This is a genomic window from Streptococcus gwangjuense, from assembly GCF_003627155.1.
Lineage (GTDB): Bacteria > Bacillota > Bacilli > Lactobacillales > Streptococcaceae > Streptococcus > Streptococcus gwangjuensis.
The window spans coordinates 811,894-826,628 of the sequence record NZ_CP032621.1; the positions used below are offsets into that span (position 1 = coordinate 811,894).

Sequence of the window (14,735 nt, forward strand, 5' to 3'; positions counted from 1 at the left end):
AGGGTAGCCCGGAAATGGGTCACCCTTATTTTTTATAAATTGCTGATAGCTGTTTCATAATTTGAGACGGCTTTTTTTGCATTCTCTTGGTTAGTATGCCAGTAAGTATTTTCAGTGATCATTAAATTAGAGTGTCCCAGTCTGTACTGAACATCTTTAGGGCTAGCTTGAGCGTAGAGCATCATAGTAGTATGTGTATGGCGGAAACCATGAAATGATACGTTAGTTACTCCTGCAGCATCAAAATGCTTATTTAGGCGTTTGCGTAAGTTACAAGCATAAGCATATTTTTCTGTAAATACAGAGAATACAACCGTTTCAGATCTGCCTAATTTCCAAGACTGAATTTGTTGACGGTTTTTGTATTGTTTCAGTAAAAATAATGTGGCTTTGTCTATTGGTATATCTCGATAACCAGCGCTTGATTTAGGTGAATTTATTTCCTGATAGCGGTTTAGTGTCTTATTGATGCTGATAACACCGCTTTCTAGGTCAATATCAGACCATTCAAGAGCTAGAGCCTCACTAATACGGCAACCAGTGGCCAATAAAGTCTTATACAGAACAACATCAAATAAGTTCTCATAATTTGATTGATCCAGAGCATCTAAATAATCAAGAAACTGTTTTAATTCTTTGTTGTCTAAGTATTTGACAGCAGCCTTTTCTTTCTGCTGTTTGCGTGGAACGATGACATCATTAGCTGGGTTGTATTGTATTACCTGGATAGCTACGCCATATTTCAAAATACGCTTATTCATGTTATGGAGCAAAGAGTAGTTAGCAAATGCTCCTTTTTCGCCTTTATTTGACTTGTCAGCCCATTTATTTACTTGCTGTTGAAGAATAGGCGTAGTGAGTTTAGAAAGCTTGTAATCGCCAAATACGGGCAATAAATGCACTCTAACCAATCCATCCATAGATTGTCGAGTATTTGGCTTAACTGTATTCTTGTAACTATCCCACCAAACTTTTACAAGCTCATTATATGTTGTAATTGTCGGCTTGTCTTTAACTGTATAGCCATTAGCAGCAAAAGTATTGATCGCATCACGCGCTTTTACTTTAACGCCCTTTTTAGTGGTTGCTGTAACAGTTGTACGGGCTTTTTTGCCCGTTAGTTGGTCAACGCCTAGATAAACACTAGCATAATAAACTCTTTGGCCATTCTTTTTGATTTTCTCTTTGATATTCATGTATTTGTACCTTTCTTTCCATCAGCAGGCAAGGCGCGTGATTTTGTTAGGTATTTATACACGAGTAACTGTTATTATTCGATAATTGGCTTTATTGCTTATTTTCAAAGTAGTTTTTGAATTGTTCAAATTCATGTTTCATTGTAATGTTTTGAATTTGAATATCTTTTAATTTTAGAAGTGCTTCTGATGAGGTTTCTAATTTGCTTATTTCACCAGCTAAAGCTATTAAGAGTTCACTTATTTTTTCAAAAGAGAACTGTTTTTCTGGATTAAGTGCTTTTACAACATTATCCAACTGATTGTTTACCTCTATCACAGCAGATTTGTAGAGCTCCAAGTAATGTTCATACTGCTCATCAGTTCTTTGTATGACAGTCGGTAACGTTTCATATAGTGCGCTATTTATTTCTTTTTCATAGCCTAGAAGATATGGGACAGTTACACCGAAATAATCTGCTAGAAGTTGGGCTTTGTCAGCTTTGGGAACTCTTTCGCCGTTTTCCCAGCGTAAAATTGTTAATTTAGTAACACCAATAATTGATGCTAGCTCTTCTTGTGTGAGCTTCTTCTCTTTTCTTAAAGTTTTGATATTGGTACTATTTGTGACTTTTAATTCACCCATTATATGACCTCCGTTTCAATAAGATTATAACATAAAATCTAAAAATGTAGCCAAAAATATATTTTTTTATTAAAACACTTGACAAAGTAACCGTTTAGATATAAAATAACCTTGTAATTAAATATCCGTTCGGATACAAAAAGAGAGGAGGAAATACATGATTATCACTGAAAATCAAGCTAAAGCTGTGCGTCGTAAGCAAGCAGATAGCATGTTGACAGCTAAAGCGGCAGCACAGGCTATTGGTATTAACCCAATCACTTATAAAAAAGTGGTACAGGGTGGAACAGTTAAGAAAACGGTTTATACGAAAGTCATGGAATGGCTAGCAAAAGGCTATTAAGATACAAAAAAGCCGTGTACAGGCGACCAAACCAACGTACACGGCTAAGGAAAAATAACAAAACTCAAGCAAAGGCAAGGCGCGTGGTTTTGTTAGGTATTTAGTAAGGGAGAGAAAAACAATCCTCCCCTTATCAAATATTTCTATTCTAATTTTACCAAAAATAAAGGAAAAAATCAAAAATGACATTGAGTACACAAAACATCAAGCGACAAGGCAACAAAATAGCTAAGTTACTCCCACATATTGAAATTATTCAACAGCTAAGTAAAGCTTTATTACTTGCTGATAATTCTGGAGCAGATAGCACAGTTTTACACCATCAAATGAAACAAGCATTTAGCGTTATTTTTGAAATGACAGATCAAGCATATCAAGAATTAGACCAGATCGCTTGTAAGTTGATAAATTGTGATGATAAAGAATTGGAGGTTATTACACAACATGAACGATAAGATTTTAAGTAGCTATGAATTGCTATGTACTGAGCTAGAAAGTGTAATTAGCACTTTAGAGATATCTATTACTGATATTGACCAAGACAAAACAACAGATCTTGTAACGGTAGCAATCAATGGGCTAAAGTATCTTGTTTTAGAACATACAGAATTATCAGATAGATTTTTCAAGGAGTTTAGCAATGAATGAATTAAATCTAACACCAACACAAAGTATTATCTTAATTATTATATGCTTGTTTATTCTAGTCCTATTATGGCGTTATGAAAGCTATATAGAGCTTGATATTACTCCCAAAATTGATAAAGTGGAGGGAAACACCGCAGACCATGTAAAAGAGCGCTACGGGGCATATATTTCGTTCTCAAACAAGGATTACAATTAGGAGGGGAGTATGGCGACATTTTCAGTTGAATTTGAACAGGACTTATTAGATAGAGTTGATAGACTAGCACAACAAAAGCTGGAGCTAGAGAAGAAGTTACAAAAGAAAACAGGTTTAATCACTGCTAAGGAACTCAAAGATGAGCTAGATATTTCTGGGACAACATTAAAAAATTGGATAGATATTGGGCTTGTATCGTATCAATCCCCTTTTGAAAGCAGCAAGAAACTTTATTTTAAGGTTTCTGATGTGATTAACTTTCTTACTGTACGCTAGGAGGTCTATTTTGAAAGTGGTTGTTATTGATGGTGATGGATGGAGAGGTAGAGCCCATTACTCACCTAATTTAGATGTGGTATTTATCAGTGATAAAGTACCAGGAAACATGCGCGATGAATTGATTGAACGTGTAACAAAATTAAATCATAGAACAATTTGGAGGTGAAACCGAATGGTAAAAGAACATTATACCGTAACTCATACGATGGCCGACGGGACAAAAAGAGATAGTATTGATGGATATGTTATCCCTGACGATAACCCAGTATATGCACTTTTTAGAAAAGTAAATGAGCGTAGAATGGAGGAGATGCGAAAAAATGGTAACCAGTCTGCAACCATTGATATACCAAAAGGGTGCATAGGAGAGGTAATCTTATAGAGCAGTTTGAGGAGGCAATGAAATGAATGAGTTAGATTTAACCAATACACAGGCGGTTATCTTTTCCGTGGTATTGATTGGCTTGCTGCTTTATCTAAACCACCGAGACCGCCAAAAAAGCGCCCAATTTGAGCGAGAAAGCAAACAGATGATAGAAACACCTAGCGAGGATTTAAGCCCTGATTATGGGCGATATATTCAGCTTACAGGGATCAATGTATGGGGAGGAATTGAATGAGTTTAGCAAGTAGTCGTAAGAGAGTATTAAAACTAATCAAGTTAGAGAATTATAAATAATCAAAGGAGGGAACAATGGCAAAAACAAAAGTCTATTTTTGGCTAAAAATTGATAAGAAATTTTTTGATAATATTTTTATCAAGAGGCTAAAGACGGTACCTGGCGGGTACACCATGACAGTCATTTATATTAGGCTCATGCTAGAGAGCTTAGAAAGTGACTGTATTTTATACTATGAGGGTTACTTTGACAATCTCAAGGAAGAGTTAGCCCTAAAATTAGATGTATCGGAAGATGATATAGATATGACCATGGCATACTTTACTAAGTGTGGTCTAATACAAATTGATGAAGATAAAAACGCAGAACTATCACAGGCAAAAGCCTTGGTTGAGAGTGAAACAAACTGGGCAAACTATAAACGTGAACAACGAAAAAAAGGAAAATTGGAAGAAGTCCAACCATCTTTGACATTTTCCAACTCGTGTCCAACAGAGAAAGAGAAAGAGAAAGAGATAGAGAAAGAGTTAGAGAAAGAGGTAGAAGTAGATAAAGAACAATCACCCACTCCCTCTACCCTCAATCAAGAATTTGTAAATCTCTATAAATCTTTTGAAGCTGAGACAGGTAAAGCATTATCACCGTTACAAATTCAAGAATTGAAGTATATGCTAGAAGATTTTAGCCCAGAGCTTATCCATGAGGCGTTAAAAGAAGCTGTCAGCCAGGGTAAAGCAAACTTTGCATACATCAAGGCAATCCTTAATCGTTGGAAACAGGACAATCTATTGACGGTGGAACTTGTTAGAAATAGCTTTGCAGCGCGTGAGGCTAGGAAACAATCTCCTAAGCAATCAGAACCTATGAGCCGTGAAGAATGGCTGAAAACACGAACAGAAGAAAATCCATTTTAGGAGGGTAAGCAATGGAAAATAAATTTGAGCAATATAACAACAGAAAAATTAGTGAAAAGGTATGTGAGGTTCACAAGGTCAATTATTGGCAAATTTCAACACCTAAGAGGGGTAGTAAGGAACGAAGTATACAAGAGTTTTGCCCTGAATGCACAAAGGAACTAATAGAGAGACAGGATAGGGAGGGAGTAGATAATAGCTTGAATGCTGAGACCTACCTAAAAACCTATAATGTGCTCATGCGAGACAGTACGATCCCTAGAGAGCTTAAAGAGGCTAGCTTTGAGAATTTCATAGTTGAGACAGCCGAGGAAAAGCAACTACTGGAGTTTGCTAGAGTGCAAGTAGAGAAATACCTGGACGGCATGACAGGGAATACCCTATTTACAGGATCTACAGGGATAGGAAAGAGTCATTTAAGCGTAGCTATTGCTAAGGCAATAAACGAGGGCTACAAGGCTAAAGGAGAGCCTAAAAGCGTGTTATTTGTCAATCTAACAGAAATCCTTAGACGAGTTCGAGAGAGCTTTAACGCTCCTACTAGTCTAGAGGGGCACTACTCAAGAATGCTGAAAGAGGTTGATTACCTAGTACTTGATGATTTAGGTATAAAATCGGACAACGCTAGTAGTAAAGGTAAATCAGTTTGGGAAGAAGGGTTTATTTTTGATATTCTCAGTAATCGAGATAAAACCATTATTACTACAAATCTAAGTAGCTCAGAGATTGCTAGCTTGTATAGTGATCGAGTGGCCAGCCGTGTCAGAACTGGCCTAGAGGGTAACTTTTTCAAGTCATTCACGATCAAGGATAAGCGATACTCAATTAATCAGTTAAAAAATAAGGTAAAGCAGTTAAATGGAAGTAATTGACTTACAAATCTAAACAAAACTAGACACTTTTCCTGGGGTGAGAAATCGCCTCTAAAAAAATTACTATGCTTTCCTCGACCAAACTAATCAAGCATGGTAATTTAATCAATGACGAAAAACAACTATTAGGTACACAAAAAGGGTAGTATTTTATAACACGAACCTTAAAAACCTAGTCAAATCAATAGACTAGGGATATTCAGATTATAATAAATCGAAATAAAGGAGAAATTCATGACTGAAAACAAGGATAATAAATTATTAGAAATGATGGAGAAAGGCTTTGTTTTATACTCAAAAAATGGTATAATAAAGTACATTGAAATTCCAGAACACGGGAGTATTAAGCTAAAAGCTCAAGATGGGCAGTTAGTTTATAAGGAAGTGACCACTGGAGGACATTGTTAATAAATACTGACTGGAAAAACCAGAGGTATGATAATTGAGTTTAACACTCTTTTGTCATACCTCTTTTACTTTTTGTCATAAGGAGGATAACATGACACTTACAACACTTAAAAATGACATTCAAGCATTTGGGAAGAAAAAAATAGAATATATGCGTGGTTATATCGCCATGCAGGACGATTTTCAAGATAAATTACACAAACAGTTAATCGGAAAAGTTTATGCAGAAGAAACACTGCTGAAATATAAAAAAGATGCAGAAAATTATTCTTCTAATACTTTTCAAATGCTGTGTCAACAACTAGAAAAAGAGAAAAATATTGAATTAGAAAATCTTAAATCAAAAGAAGAGTCTATTACAGCAGATGATGTAGCTGATTTATCTTTATTTTCTAGTATCAAGCCAACAGCGGTAGAAATGAAAGAATATTTAGAAAAGTATAAGAATAAACCTTTAGCAATTAGAAAGTTAGAGAATATTATCGAAAATGATGCTGATCTTTCTTATATTGAAATTGATATAGATCAATTCAAACAACAAAATCTTCTTGAAAAATTAATCATTTTCTTTACTAGGAAAATTAATTACTTCCATGATGGTTTATATATCAACGGTGATAAGATTGATTTAATGCAACATGAGATGATTGTTGAAAGCAATATTGAGTCGCTGGATGAAGAATTGCGTAAATATCTAGCATAAGAAATAAAGGGGGAACCCTTTATTTTGATAACAAGGAGGTAATAGATGGCAGGAAATGAAAATGATGGCCTTACATCCAAACAAATAAAATTCATAGATGCCATGCTTACCGAGCCAACGATAGAAAAAGCGTGCCAAAAAGCAGGGGTGTCAAGGGCAACAGGTCATAAGTATCTAAAGGTTGCAGCAGTTAAAAAAACATTGAGACTAAAACAAGATGAGATGATGGATAAAACTACACAGATGCTATATCTAGCCTCATCCAATGCTGTTTCTGTACTCAATGATATTATGATGGATTCTAAGGTTAACCCGTTTATAAGAACTCAAGCAGCAAAAGCTATACTTGAACAATCATATAAAACTCATGAAATTTTTGGAGTAGTAAGACAAATTGAAGAATTGAGGTTAGAAATTGAGGAAGTATCTAAAGGAGATCAAAGAGTTACAAGAACTCAAGGAATTATTAAGTAGTAGAAATACGCCTGAAGTTATCATCGTCGAGGGTAACGATGATTTGGGAGAATTTTTCCAAGTTGATGGTGAGTTATTTAGTGATATTGAACTTTTAGAAAACCTTAAAAAGTGGCGTGAATGGGAAGTGCAGGTTATCGTTGATGATTGGTGTAACCGTAGTCTAAATGAAGATGAAACAGGAATCTTATATTTTCCAAAGCATGAGGATAAAATGGACTATATCCGATTTAACAAAGGTTTAGAACCTTTATATCACGCGCTAGATGAACCTTATACAACAATCTCAAAAAGTGAGTGGTTAAAGCTATTAGATTAATAATTTAGGAGGTAATCATGCCAAAGAAGAAAATTGAGCGTATTTCAGTAATCCACAGAGAAAAAATTTTATGGCTCAAGTGGTATTTCATGAGAGATAAAGAAAATCCTAAGTATAGTGTCCTTGAGAGTAAAATGTTTGATGCTGCTAAAAAGCAAGATCTGCTTGCTTATAAAAAATACACCACGATTAAACAGATAACAGATATTAGGGTACAGACTAGTGAAGACGATTTTTTAACGGCCATTAAAGAGGTTTATGTGTATAATCACATGAATGTTATCGGAGCTTGTCAACGTATATTATTTGTTAGTCAGTCGTCAGCCTATAACAAGCTAAATAAATGGTTTGAAACTTATTCAGATTTGTATTTTAGTATTATTCCATTACCGAATATGGGAGCGTATCATGACTTGGTAGATATCTAATTGATTGTATGATATAATAAACCAAAGTACAATGAGTAGTATATAGGGATTGCGCCTTGATTGAGGAGATTCCGGTTCGAATCCGGGCTATTGTGCTAGCATCTAGGAAACTAGGTGCTTTTTGTTTCTATCAATTAAGTGCCTACTCCATTGCTGAATTAAAAAAATAACACTATGAAAAGTGCTATTTCTCTTGCCTGCTGAACTCGTCAATTTTATTACCTTTTTTGTTACCCCTCAAAAATACCCTACTTGTTTGTACCTTGTCACTTTTACTAGATTAGACAAAATAAGCTCTTTAAAATTGTGCATTTTTGGGGTACTTTATTATAGGTATATAACTTGAAAAAATAATAGTTGATTTAACAACGTTTTAAGCCCCTCGGATTTTATCCGAAGGGCTTTTTTTCTGTTCAGGGGGCAAAAAAGGGGCAAAACTTTCTTATAAAATTTTTTTCATAAAACCCTATCTAAGACATTGATTGCTTCATCTTTCATATTCTTTGTGACGTGGGTATAGATAGAAGTTGTGACATCAGAATCAGAATGTCCAACCCTATCCATGATTGTTTTTAGCGGAATTTTATTTTCAGCTAAAATGCTAATAGTTGTATGTCTGAAGATGTGAGGGGACAGATGTTTGGGAATTGGCTTTTTAAGGCGCTCATTTGCTCTCTGAAGCGACTTGCTTAGAATTGAACTATGAATCGGCTTACCAGTGTTTGTGACAAATATACGAGCGCTTTTGTGCCAATTTAGGTCAGTTTTTTCACTGATCTGGTTAAGTTCAATCATTTTATCTAGTATCTCAATCTCTCTTTTTGTTAAGTGTGTAGTTCGAAAGCTTGCAAATGTTTTAGGCCCATCATCGTCTGGAATATATCGGTTGAATGTTGTATGGATGTCTAATGTCTTGCTATCTTTGTGATATTTATCTAGCGTAAGGCCAGCTAGCTCTCCAAGCCGGCAACCATTCAGGATCATGAATTCACAGGCTAAAGCATATCTTAGAGTGATATCTTTTCTATACAGTTCTTTCAAAATTTCTTTATATTCTTTCGGTTCCAGGTATTTGTCTTTCGCATTTTTAATCTGCTCCAAGCTTTGTTTTTTTCGAGGTAACTTTGCTTTTCTTGCTGGATTATTTTCAATGAATCCTTGGTCGATAGCATAATCAAAGAAAACATTCAAAATAGATTTAACTCGGTATTTTTGGGTGTAAGTCCAGTCTTCAGTATCAAGCAATCTTTGAATTAGTCTCACATCCATATTTTCTAATTTAGTACCACCTTCGATTTTATCCGAGATTCTGTTATAGGTTGAAAGCATGGTCTTATACGTACTTAGTTTTATTTGTTTCTGATGGAATTCCCACCATTCCGAAAAAACTGTATGGAAGAAAGCAGAAGCAGTGGTCAGTTTCTGCAGTACAGTTTCAATCTTCTCATCTAGCTGCTTCTGTGCTTCTTTTTTCGCTCTTATTGATCCAGAGTCAAGGGTTATAGACACTCTTTTCCATTTCTCAGTATAAGGGTCTTTGTATCGTTCAAAGAATTTGTATTTTCCGTTTGGAAGTTCTTCTATCCACATTGATTTTACCTCACTTTTTTGTTAAAATGAGTATAAGAAAACGACCTTTTGAATGGTTGTTTCTTATACGTAAGTTCCTCACACTCAAGATTGCCGTCGGAGAGTGTGAGGATTTTTTGTTGTCTTTTTTTATTCCAAACCGTTACCAACTTTGGTAATCAATAAGAAAGTTCCATCATCTTGTTTTGCGAATGACAAGATAACAGCTTTATATTTAGTACCAATCGAAGTGTAAGAGATTGTTTTATTTTCGTGATCATTCACTGTACTTGTGTTAGTATCGCTCGGCTCACCGTGTTCTTTAACGATATCATCGTATTTAGAACCGCCTGCACCTCTATTAGCAATATCACCAGTAACAAGCGCATCAAACTGCTCTTTTGTCCAGTTAAATTTAGCATCTTCTTCTTTTTGTGAAGATTCGATTGAAGAACTTGCTGAGCTAACTGCTTGTTCCACATCTTTACCAATTTTATCAAGCGATTTAGCATACATAGCTTGAGTTGCAAGCACTATAGCAATCGAAACAACAGATAAAACAGTTCCGATAATAGCTAGTGTTTTTGGTCTTTTTCTGTTTACTGCAAAACCAATTAAACCGAAGATAAGAGCCAAAATAGCCAAAAGGAATGAAAAATTATTGATGATAGGCATCCACGAGCCAAGCAGTGCAAGACCTCCGAAGATAATGGCTAGAATACCTAAAACTTTACGTTCTTGTTTCATAAGAAACCTCTCTATCAGCTTTTAGTGTGGATCAGTTGTTGCACATTTTTTATTTCCGTTTTTTACATGCCAACTATTTCCAAAATGGAAACAGTTGCTAGATAAAAAGAAAAGTAGCCGTATCAAATACGGCTACCATCACGTTATGGATCTAAAATCCCAATGTAAACTTTATGGAGCTAAACTCCTAATAGCTGTATTGTAATATAATTATTAAAAAATGTCAAGAGATTAAAAAAGGTATAATTCTTTTAACTTTTCGTTAATTTTGTCCAATGTGTTATCAGATACTTTCATTTTTCCGATTGGATCTAATCTATTTTTCTTTAAAATTCTATCTTTGCTGATTGTTTGAAGGTTATTACACTTGGCATAAGAACGCTTAATGTATTTTTTGTAGTATTGAGTTAATTCAATAATGTCAGTTATTTCTGATTGTGTTCGTTTAAGGTTGTTATCGTCTACTATCTTAGGTTGAATTATTTCGTTTGAAAATTGTTCTGTGTAAGCTTGGTAGACATCCGATAAGGCAGCTTCAGTAATTGCATTATTGGAATCTAAATATTTTAGGTAGGCAAATAATTCTTTGTGTAATTTTTCAATATATTCATCAAGTAAAATAGAAGGATATTCCGCAATAATTTCGTCTATGAGTACAGTATCTATTTGATTTTTAGATGTTAGAGGAATTACTGTGAGTGTTTTTTTATAAGGACTATCTACTTTGTCTAAAACAATCGCCCAATGATTATTTGATAATTCTCCGCCTATATTTACACCGAACTCTACGAATACTAGAGAACCACGACTGAATTTCCAATATTTTCTTTTTTGAGTCTTAGCTTCAAATAAGAATTGTTCAGATTGTCTTTTAACTGCTGGTGCAAGAAATCTGTATTTAGAAGATGTATGCTTTGCTTTACCAAGTTTATAGAGTTTTTCAACTTCTATGTAGTTTTGTTTGGTTTGTTCAAAATATGGATTTTCTTTGTTCATTTTATTTCTCTCTATACACACTGACAACCTCACCTTCAAATCTGGAACTCGTCGTGTTTAATGGTTGTTTCTTATAGCCGATATCCTCACACTCAAAGATTGCCGTCGGAGAATGTGGTGATTTTTTTATTTACGAATTATGAACGATAACGTCCAAGGCTCCCATGATTCGCTGAGCGTTTTCGACTGCTTCTTTGTACTCTTTCGAAGTGTTCTTTACTGGCTTTCTAATCAAGTCAATAAATATGACTGGTTTGGTGAAGTCGTTTGAGGTCACACGAACTGTCATGTTCAAAATTTTAGAAGTTGATTTTCTTTTTGCTACAATACCGCCTGCGACAGCGCCAATCGCACCAAACATAGCACCTGCAATCAATGCTTGACCAACTCCTCCAGAAACAACCGTTTGATTATTGATAATCAATTCATACGACACTAAATCCTCAAATGAATACCAATCTGTGTCATTCTTATCTTTCTTAACCAAGGACGGTATCAAAGACAATCCCATCGTTCCCATTGCAAGCCCTGCTTTTAACGAGCCTTTAATTGCTCCTCCGACCAATCCTGAAGAGCCTTTTGCTTTTTGAGCTCCATGAATACGATAGGTACGATTATATCTATCAATCTCAAGCGGTCCGACTTTATCTGTCCGTCTGCTTTTAGCAGCAGGAGCAGGAGAAACTGGTTTCGTAGTTGGTTGAAGTTGCTCTGCAGGTTCTTGGTTAGCGATAGAATAACCGCAATTTGGGCAGAACTTGTAGCCCTCTACTGGATTACCACACTCAGGACAAAATTTCATATTGACCTCCAATTTATATTTTGTTATCTTTTCTTAATTATCCTATCAATTCATAATATTCGTCAATGACCATTAATTCGTCTGCGACTGTTCTAAGCTCATGTTTTTGCATGAAATGAAGATAGTTGAATGATTGATGGTCGTCTGATAGTGCGAGTTCTTCTTCTAACAACTTATGGATCATATGTCTATTAGCTTCATTCTCGCGCCTAGTGTGGTTGTTTTGATATAGTACAGTAGAATGTTCCAGATGTCCTAATTCGTGGTATATGACCCGTTTTTTTGCATCTTCGGACAGTTCACGGTTTATAAAGATAATACTGATTTCTTTGATATAAACTCCAGGTCTTTGCCAAAGTTCGTTATCAAAGTAAGCGAGAGTGACACCGTGTGAGTCAACTAGCTCTTCAATAGTCATAGGCTATCATCCTTCAAATATTTTTTTAAATTAGTTGTTTTATCTCATGAACTAGAGTAAAATAGAATTGAAAGGAAGTGATAAAAATGAAGTTGAAACTCTATGCACATTTAGCTGTACTGTTTCAAGTTTCAGCATTTGTTTTTTTGATTTGTTACTTTTTTCTAAGACAAATCCTAACACTTCCAATTATCGTTTTACTCAGTTTTGTTATTTCTGAAATTATTCTTCGACTTTTTCTGGAGATTCGGATAGTTCATTTTGAAGAATCTTAGTTGCTACTTCTGGAGCTTTAATATCTAGTTGAGATGTAGCGCCTTTAAACTGAGGACTCATCCCTTTATCTATTAATAATGCAATAGCCTCGGCATTTATTTTATTTGCCTGGGCTTTTTTGATTGCTTCATCCCCATCGCTATTTAACTGAGCTTTAAATTTTCCAAGCTTAGAATCGACTTCAAAGTTTGCACCATTGCGTTTAATTAAATTGCGAAAAGCAATTCCTCCGGTTAAAATAATGATAAATACTAGAACCGGGACTAGTATTTCAGGATGTCCAAGTAGTTCAATCGGTCCTTTCGATTGGACGTTGGTTCTTAGAACGACTTTCTCATCTTGTAATTCATCAGATTCTTTTATAACATTAACCATTTGTAGGACTGTGTGCAAAAATGTTGAGTATTCGAAGGCATCTATATTGTTTTCTTCTTGTACTTTAAAAGTAATGCTCATGTGGTCATGATCAATGTAGGCATCGTATAGACCTCGGTTGATGAACTTCTTGTAGGCATTTGCATCAGTGATGGTATGACCTGAATAGACTAATTTATAAAGCTGTGAGTCAATATCTCTATTTGGTATAACTCCAAACCAGTGCACGTTCATTCTCTTGTTAAATGGGCAAACGTTAGATGCGGACTCTATGTTGCTTTCGCTCTCTGTATAGGGTCTACTCGTTATTTCACCTACAAGAAAATCGTTAGGAGATTCTGACGGAACAATGACAATGTCTCCGATATTAAGACTATACGCAAACTTCATCATTTGATTGTAGGCAGAGCCAGGCTTTTCTATCCTATTGTCGAACTCCTTGATTTTTCCTTTGATTGCATCTTCGTCAAGATTTTTAAGGTCATCTAATGTTATATAGTTCCATCCAATGGCGATATAGCCACCAGTTTGAAAACTTTTATAGAATTGCCCTTTTTGAGCCCTTACAAACCAATAATCTTTAGAACTATCAACAGACGGGAGTTGATGATATATGTTTTCAAAAAGGGTATTGAAGAGCAAGGCATCTTGTTCGGTAATCGTCATACTATCTACCTCTCAAATAAATCTCAATGATGTTCTGGATGGCATCGATGTCTTCCTCTGTAAGCGGCTTGCCATCGAAGGTCTTGGCATTCTCTGCCATCTTTCGGAGGTCGTCAGACGTGTATCCTGCGATTGTATCATCCTTTGCAATAGTTGGATTATCTGTACGACCGAGCAGGTAGTCGGTGGATACGTTGAAGTAGTCGGCGATTTCTTGTAGGCGGTCAGATTTAGGAGTCTTTTCTTTTAAAGTATAGAGGTAATTTATACTATAGCCTAAATCTTCAGCAACTTTTTGAAGACTTATTCCTTGTTTTTGGGCAAGTTCCTTAATCTTTTCAAGTGTGGAAAACATTGTCATATTACCTTTTCTAAGACATGACAAAAAATATTTTATAAAAAAGTATTATTTCTATTGACAGGAATAATACTAAAGAGTAAAATAGTTTTTGTAAGTTAATGAGTTAGTAAAAAACGAAGTTAAAACTTATCTAAAAATAAATAGCTTTGGCGAGCAAGAAAGTTGATAGATACATGGTTTTATCAAGGTTTTTAATTATGCCCTCATTTTACACTATGGTGTAAAAGTTGTCAAGCATTTTATAAAATTTCTAACTTTTTTTCTTACTTTTGAAGAAAGGAGGGAGGCAGATGCCAAATATGGATGGTGGACGTCAAAAAATCAGGGATTATCTAAAAGAACACAACTTGACGATGGCGACGCTAGCGGTACAGTATAGCATGACTCGTCAGGATGTGACGAATATCCTGAATGGAAAGCTAAAAAATCCACAAGCGAATCAGTTCATCGCTCGTGTGATTGAAGATTTTAAAATTCGGTAAAAATTGGATTGAGTAGGA

The 14,735-nt window shown here is 35.2% G+C and carries 24 protein-coding genes and 1 pseudogene; 16 read left to right on the top strand and 9 right to left on the bottom strand.

Going from position 1 to position 14,735, the window contains the following annotated elements; translation table 11 throughout:
* Positions 1–32 precede the first annotated feature (32 nt).
* Together D7D53_RS03985 and D7D53_RS03990 are read right to left on the bottom strand one after the other, a co-directional pair.
* Positions 33–1,196 (bottom strand): tyrosine-type recombinase/integrase, encoded by a 1,164-nt coding sequence (locus D7D53_RS03985; protein WP_120770208.1) that lies wholly within the window; start codon positions 1,194–1,196, stop codon positions 33–35.
* A gap of 91 nt (positions 1,197–1,287) precedes the next feature.
* Positions 1,288–1,821 (bottom strand): helix-turn-helix domain-containing protein, encoded by a 534-nt coding sequence (locus D7D53_RS03990; RefSeq protein WP_120770209.1) that lies wholly within the window; start codon positions 1,819–1,821, stop codon positions 1,288–1,290.
* Positions 1,822–1,978: 157 nt separating this feature from the next.
* On the opposite strand from D7D53_RS03990, the gene D7D53_RS03995 reads away from it, so the two are divergent.
* From D7D53_RS03995 to D7D53_RS04055, 15 genes and pseudogenes are all read left to right on the top strand, one after another.
* Positions 1,979–2,164: a hypothetical protein gene (locus tag D7D53_RS03995; protein ID WP_049548469.1), complete on the top strand. Its 186-nt coding sequence runs from the start codon at positions 1,979–1,981 to the stop codon at positions 2,162–2,164.
* A gap of 182 nt (positions 2,165–2,346) precedes the next feature.
* Entirely contained in the window at positions 2,347–2,619 is a 273-nt protein-coding gene (locus D7D53_RS04000) for a hypothetical protein (RefSeq protein ID WP_120770210.1), read from the top strand.
* Positions 2,609–2,812, top strand: a complete 204-nt coding sequence (locus D7D53_RS04005; protein ID WP_049548471.1) for a hypothetical protein — start codon at positions 2,609–2,611, stop codon at positions 2,810–2,812. Before D7D53_RS04000 ends, D7D53_RS04005 begins: the two co-directional genes overlap by 11 nt.
* Complete coding sequence (locus D7D53_RS04010) at positions 2,805–3,008, top strand: hypothetical protein (protein WP_120770211.1); 204 nt, start codon at positions 2,805–2,807, stop codon at positions 3,006–3,008. The genes D7D53_RS04005 and D7D53_RS04010 overlap by 8 nt, the downstream gene beginning before the upstream one ends.
* A 9-nt stretch (positions 3,009–3,017) precedes the next feature.
* On the top strand, positions 3,018–3,284 hold the full coding sequence (locus tag D7D53_RS04015; protein ID WP_120770212.1) for a hypothetical protein: 267 nt from the start codon (positions 3,018–3,020) through the stop codon (positions 3,282–3,284).
* 10 nt (positions 3,285–3,294) lie between these two features.
* Positions 3,295–3,453 carry a hypothetical protein gene (locus D7D53_RS09995; protein WP_162927869.1) on the top strand — a complete coding sequence of 53 codons (159 nt, stop codon included), beginning with the start codon at positions 3,295–3,297 and terminating at the stop codon, positions 3,451–3,453.
* Positions 3,454–3,459: 6 nt separating this feature from the next.
* Positions 3,460–3,594 (top strand): annotated as a pseudogene (locus D7D53_RS10340) (BOW99_gp33 family protein); the annotation flags it as partial.
* Between the two features lie 97 nt (positions 3,595–3,691).
* Entirely contained in the window at positions 3,692–3,907 is a 216-nt protein-coding gene (locus D7D53_RS04025) for a hypothetical protein (protein ID WP_120770214.1), read from the top strand.
* Between the two features lie 74 nt (positions 3,908–3,981).
* Positions 3,982–4,821 (top strand): DnaD domain protein, encoded by an 840-nt coding sequence (locus D7D53_RS04030; RefSeq protein ID WP_120770215.1) that lies wholly within the window; start codon positions 3,982–3,984, stop codon positions 4,819–4,821.
* Between the two features lie 11 nt (positions 4,822–4,832).
* Positions 4,833–5,693, top strand: a complete 861-nt coding sequence (locus tag D7D53_RS04035; protein ID WP_120770216.1) for a DnaA ATPase domain-containing protein — start codon at positions 4,833–4,835, stop codon at positions 5,691–5,693.
* 234 nt (positions 5,694–5,927) lie between these two features.
* Positions 5,928–6,101 (top strand): hypothetical protein, encoded by a 174-nt coding sequence (locus D7D53_RS10000; RefSeq protein WP_162927870.1) that lies wholly within the window; start codon positions 5,928–5,930, stop codon positions 6,099–6,101.
* A gap of 91 nt (positions 6,102–6,192) precedes the next feature.
* Positions 6,193–6,804: a hypothetical protein gene (locus D7D53_RS04040; RefSeq protein WP_120770217.1), complete on the top strand. Its 612-nt coding sequence runs from the start codon at positions 6,193–6,195 to the stop codon at positions 6,802–6,804.
* A gap of 45 nt (positions 6,805–6,849) precedes the next feature.
* A complete protein-coding gene (locus tag D7D53_RS04045) occupies positions 6,850–7,278 on the top strand; it encodes a replication protein (RefSeq protein ID WP_120770218.1) in 429 nt (142 codons plus the stop codon).
* Positions 7,279–7,321: 43 nt separating this feature from the next.
* Positions 7,322–7,597 (top strand): hypothetical protein, encoded by a 276-nt coding sequence (locus D7D53_RS04050; RefSeq protein WP_245941810.1) that lies wholly within the window; start codon positions 7,322–7,324, stop codon positions 7,595–7,597.
* Positions 7,598–7,614: 17 nt separating this feature from the next.
* Positions 7,615–8,025 carry a hypothetical protein gene (locus D7D53_RS04055; RefSeq protein WP_049540168.1) on the top strand — a complete coding sequence of 137 codons (411 nt, stop codon included), beginning with the start codon at positions 7,615–7,617 and terminating at the stop codon, positions 8,023–8,025.
* A gap of 456 nt (positions 8,026–8,481) precedes the next feature.
* Here D7D53_RS04055 and D7D53_RS04060 read toward each other — a convergent pair whose 3' ends face one another.
* The 7 genes from D7D53_RS04060 to D7D53_RS04090 all read right to left on the bottom strand — a co-directional run bounded on the left by D7D53_RS04060 (position 8,482) and on the right by D7D53_RS04090 (position 14,229).
* Entirely contained in the window at positions 8,482–9,615 is a 1,134-nt protein-coding gene (locus D7D53_RS04060) for a tyrosine-type recombinase/integrase (protein WP_218961677.1), read from the bottom strand.
* Between the two features lie 129 nt (positions 9,616–9,744).
* Positions 9,745–10,341, bottom strand: coding sequence for a CD20-like domain-containing protein (locus D7D53_RS04065; protein WP_120770219.1), 597 nt, complete (start codon positions 10,339–10,341; stop codon positions 9,745–9,747).
* 231 nt (positions 10,342–10,572) lie between these two features.
* Positions 10,573–11,337 carry a type II toxin-antitoxin system PemK/MazF family toxin gene (locus D7D53_RS04070; RefSeq protein WP_120770220.1) on the bottom strand — a complete coding sequence of 255 codons (765 nt, stop codon included), beginning with the start codon at positions 11,335–11,337 and terminating at the stop codon, positions 10,573–10,575.
* 130 nt (positions 11,338–11,467) lie between these two features.
* Positions 11,468–12,139 (bottom strand): zinc ribbon domain-containing protein, encoded by a 672-nt coding sequence (locus D7D53_RS04075; protein ID WP_120770221.1) that lies wholly within the window; start codon positions 12,137–12,139, stop codon positions 11,468–11,470.
* A gap of 37 nt (positions 12,140–12,176) precedes the next feature.
* Positions 12,177–12,557 carry an ImmA/IrrE family metallo-endopeptidase gene (locus tag D7D53_RS04080; RefSeq protein WP_120770222.1) on the bottom strand — a complete coding sequence of 127 codons (381 nt, stop codon included), beginning with the start codon at positions 12,555–12,557 and terminating at the stop codon, positions 12,177–12,179.
* A 222-nt stretch (positions 12,558–12,779) separates the two neighbouring features.
* A complete protein-coding gene (locus D7D53_RS04085) occupies positions 12,780–13,874 on the bottom strand; it encodes a hypothetical protein (protein WP_120770223.1) in 1,095 nt (364 codons plus the stop codon).
* 1 nt (position 13,875) lies between these two features.
* Positions 13,876–14,229 carry a helix-turn-helix domain-containing protein gene (locus tag D7D53_RS04090; RefSeq protein WP_120770224.1) on the bottom strand — a complete coding sequence of 118 codons (354 nt, stop codon included), beginning with the start codon at positions 14,227–14,229 and terminating at the stop codon, positions 13,876–13,878.
* Between the two features lie 296 nt (positions 14,230–14,525).
* On the opposite strand from D7D53_RS04090, the gene D7D53_RS04095 reads away from it, so the two are divergent.
* Entirely contained in the window at positions 14,526–14,717 is a 192-nt protein-coding gene (locus tag D7D53_RS04095) for an antirepressor (protein ID WP_049506360.1), read from the top strand.
* Positions 14,718–14,735: the final 18 nt, after the last annotated feature.

Excerpts from the sequence above, each read along its gene's own strand:
- D7D53_RS03985 (WP_120770208.1), bottom strand. The coding sequence starts at position 1,196 with ATGAATATCAAAGAGAAAATCAAAAAGAATGGCCAAAGAGTTTATTAT.
- D7D53_RS03990 (WP_120770209.1), bottom strand. The coding sequence starts at position 1,821 with ATGGGTGAATTAAAAGTCACAAATAGTACCAATATCAAAACTTTAAGA.
- D7D53_RS03995 (WP_049548469.1), top strand. The coding sequence starts at position 1,979 with ATGATTATCACTGAAAATCAAGCTAAAGCTGTGCGTCGTAAGCAAGCA.
- D7D53_RS04000 (WP_120770210.1), top strand. The coding sequence starts at position 2,347 with ATGACATTGAGTACACAAAACATCAAGCGACAAGGCAACAAAATAGCT.
- D7D53_RS04005 (WP_049548471.1), top strand. The coding sequence starts at position 2,609 with ATGAACGATAAGATTTTAAGTAGCTATGAATTGCTATGTACTGAGCTA.
- D7D53_RS04010 (WP_120770211.1), top strand. The coding sequence starts at position 2,805 with ATGAATGAATTAAATCTAACACCAACACAAAGTATTATCTTAATTATT.
- D7D53_RS04015 (WP_120770212.1), top strand. The coding sequence starts at position 3,018 with ATGGCGACATTTTCAGTTGAATTTGAACAGGACTTATTAGATAGAGTT.
- D7D53_RS04025 (WP_120770214.1), top strand. The coding sequence starts at position 3,692 with ATGAATGAGTTAGATTTAACCAATACACAGGCGGTTATCTTTTCCGTG.
- D7D53_RS04030 (WP_120770215.1), top strand. The coding sequence starts at position 3,982 with ATGGCAAAAACAAAAGTCTATTTTTGGCTAAAAATTGATAAGAAATTT.
- D7D53_RS04035 (WP_120770216.1), top strand. The coding sequence starts at position 4,833 with ATGGAAAATAAATTTGAGCAATATAACAACAGAAAAATTAGTGAAAAG.
- D7D53_RS10000 (WP_162927870.1), top strand. The coding sequence starts at position 5,928 with ATGACTGAAAACAAGGATAATAAATTATTAGAAATGATGGAGAAAGGC.
- D7D53_RS04040 (WP_120770217.1), top strand. The coding sequence starts at position 6,193 with ATGACACTTACAACACTTAAAAATGACATTCAAGCATTTGGGAAGAAA.
- D7D53_RS04045 (WP_120770218.1), top strand. The coding sequence starts at position 6,850 with ATGGCAGGAAATGAAAATGATGGCCTTACATCCAAACAAATAAAATTC.
- D7D53_RS04055 (WP_049540168.1), top strand. The coding sequence starts at position 7,615 with ATGCCAAAGAAGAAAATTGAGCGTATTTCAGTAATCCACAGAGAAAAA.
- D7D53_RS04060 (WP_218961677.1), bottom strand. The coding sequence starts at position 9,615 with ATGTGGATAGAAGAACTTCCAAACGGAAAATACAAATTCTTTGAACGA.
- D7D53_RS04065 (WP_120770219.1), bottom strand. The coding sequence starts at position 10,341 with ATGAAACAAGAACGTAAAGTTTTAGGTATTCTAGCCATTATCTTCGGA.
- D7D53_RS04070 (WP_120770220.1), bottom strand. The coding sequence starts at position 11,337 with ATGAACAAAGAAAATCCATATTTTGAACAAACCAAACAAAACTACATA.
- D7D53_RS04075 (WP_120770221.1), bottom strand. The coding sequence starts at position 12,139 with ATGAAATTTTGTCCTGAGTGTGGTAATCCAGTAGAGGGCTACAAGTTC.
- D7D53_RS04080 (WP_120770222.1), bottom strand. The coding sequence starts at position 12,557 with ATGACTATTGAAGAGCTAGTTGACTCACACGGTGTCACTCTCGCTTAC.
- D7D53_RS04085 (WP_120770223.1), bottom strand. The coding sequence starts at position 13,874 with ATGACGATTACCGAACAAGATGCCTTGCTCTTCAATACCCTTTTTGAA.
- D7D53_RS04090 (WP_120770224.1), bottom strand. The coding sequence starts at position 14,229 with ATGTTTTCCACACTTGAAAAGATTAAGGAACTTGCCCAAAAACAAGGA.
- D7D53_RS04095 (WP_049506360.1), top strand. The coding sequence starts at position 14,526 with ATGCCAAATATGGATGGTGGACGTCAAAAAATCAGGGATTATCTAAAA.